Annotated in this window: 2 protein-coding genes; one reads left to right on the top strand and one right to left on the bottom strand. The window is 65.4% G+C overall.

The genetic code is table 11. The annotated features are described in order from the left end of the window. The coding region (locus ACT6QK_RS14960; RefSeq protein WP_444598614.1) for an adenosylhomocysteinase at positions 1–1,071 on the bottom strand (1,071 nt) is incomplete at its 3' end. A gap of 152 nt (positions 1,072–1,223) precedes the next feature. Between ACT6QK_RS14960 and ACT6QK_RS14955 the strand changes: the two genes are divergently transcribed. Beyond that, on the top strand, positions 1,224–1,688 hold a 465-nt coding region (locus tag ACT6QK_RS14955), incomplete at its 3' end, for a biotin synthase BioB (RefSeq protein ID WP_444598613.1).

Genomic DNA, 1,688 nt, shown 5'->3' with positions numbered 1-1,688 from the left:
GTGGACCTGAGGCTTGATTTCGTCCCACTTGAAGTTCTTCAGGCCGGCGACCTGAATCTCCGAGTCGAAGTGGCCGATGTTGCAGACGATGGCGTTGTTGCGCATCCGGCGCATGTGCTCGACGGTGATCACGTCCTTGTTGCCCGTGGCGGTGACGAAGATGTCGGCCTTGTCGGCGACGTCGTCCAGGGTCTGGACGTCATAGCCTTCCATCGCGGCCTGCAGGGCGCAGATGGGGTCGATCTCGGTGACGATCACGCGAGCGCCGCCCTGACGCAGCGAGGCGGCAGAGCCCTTGCCGACGTCGCCGTAGCCGCAGACCACCGCGACCTTGCCCGACAGCATCACGTCGGTGCCGCGACGGATGGCGTCCACCAGCGATTCACGGCAGCCGTACAGGTTGTCGAACTTGGACTTGGTGACGCTGTCGTTGACGTTGATGGCGGGGAAGGGCAGCTCGCCGCGCTCGGCCATCTGGTACAGGCGGTGGACGCCCGTGGTCGTCTCTTCCGACACGCCGCCGATCGCGTCGCGGATGGCCGAATAGAAGCCGGGCTTCTCCTTCAGATACCGCTTCATGACCTTGTAAAGGGCTTCCTCTTCCTCGTTGGTCGGGTTGTCGAGGACGCTGGCGTCCTTCTCGGCCTTCGGACCCAGGACGCACAGCAGGGTGGCGTCGCCGCCGTCGTCAAGGATCAGGTTCGGATAGCCGCCGTCAGCCCATTCGAAGATCTTGTGGGCGTAGTCCCAGTATTCTTCCAGCGTCTCGCCCTTGGTGGCGAACACCGGCGTGCCGTTGGCGGCGATGGCGGCCGCGGCGTGGTCCTGGGTCGAGAAGATGTTGCAGGAGGCCCAGCGGACGTCGGCGCCCAGGGCTTCCAGCGTCTGGATCAGCACGGCGGTCTGGATGGTCATGTGCAGGCTGCCGGCGATGCGGGCGCCTTTCAGCGGCTGGGCCGCGCCGAACTCCTCGCGCAGCGCCATCAGGCCCGGCATTTCGGTTTCGGCGATGGCGATTTCCTTGTTGCCGAACGGGGCAAGCGAAATGTCGCGGACGATGTAGTCGGCCAAGGGAGGCTCCTGATCGGAATGGATTTGAGCGCCGCTATAGCCGTCTGCGGCCGTGGCGGCAAGAAACACATAAGGATGTCTTTATATGAAGGCGCCGCGGCCCCGTGTTTCGCGGTCTGGACGCCCCCTCTACCCGCGAGTAGAAAAATCCCATGGCCGACGACGCATCCCCCCTTCGCACCCTCAGCCGCGACCCGGCCGAGCCCCGCCACGACTGGACGCTGGAGGAGGTCGAGGCCCTGTTCGCCCGCCCCTTCATGGAGCTGGTGTTCGAGGCGGCGACCGTACACCGTCGCTGGTTCGACCCGTCCGAGGTGCAAAAGTCCCAGCTACTGTCGATCAAGACCGGCGGTTGCGCCGAGAACTGCGGCTACTGTTCCCAATCTGCCAGTTTCGATACGGGGCTGAAGGCCGAGAAGCTGATGGAGACCTCCGCCGTTCTCGCCGAGGCCATGGCGGCCAAGGCCGGCGGGGCGTCGCGCTTCTGCATGGGCGCGGCCTGGCGCGAGCTGAAGGACCGCGACACGCCGAAACTGGCGGCGATGATCTCCGGCGTGAAGGCCTTGGGTCTGGAGACCTGCGCGACGCTGGGCATGCTGACGGCGGATCAGGCGAGA

This window comes from Brevundimonas sp. (assembly GCF_052436175.1).
Classification (GTDB): Bacteria; Pseudomonadota; Alphaproteobacteria; order Caulobacterales; family Caulobacteraceae; genus Brevundimonas.
Note: the sequence above shows the minus strand (reverse complement) of the source record. Positions and strands in the feature narration are given on the sequence as shown.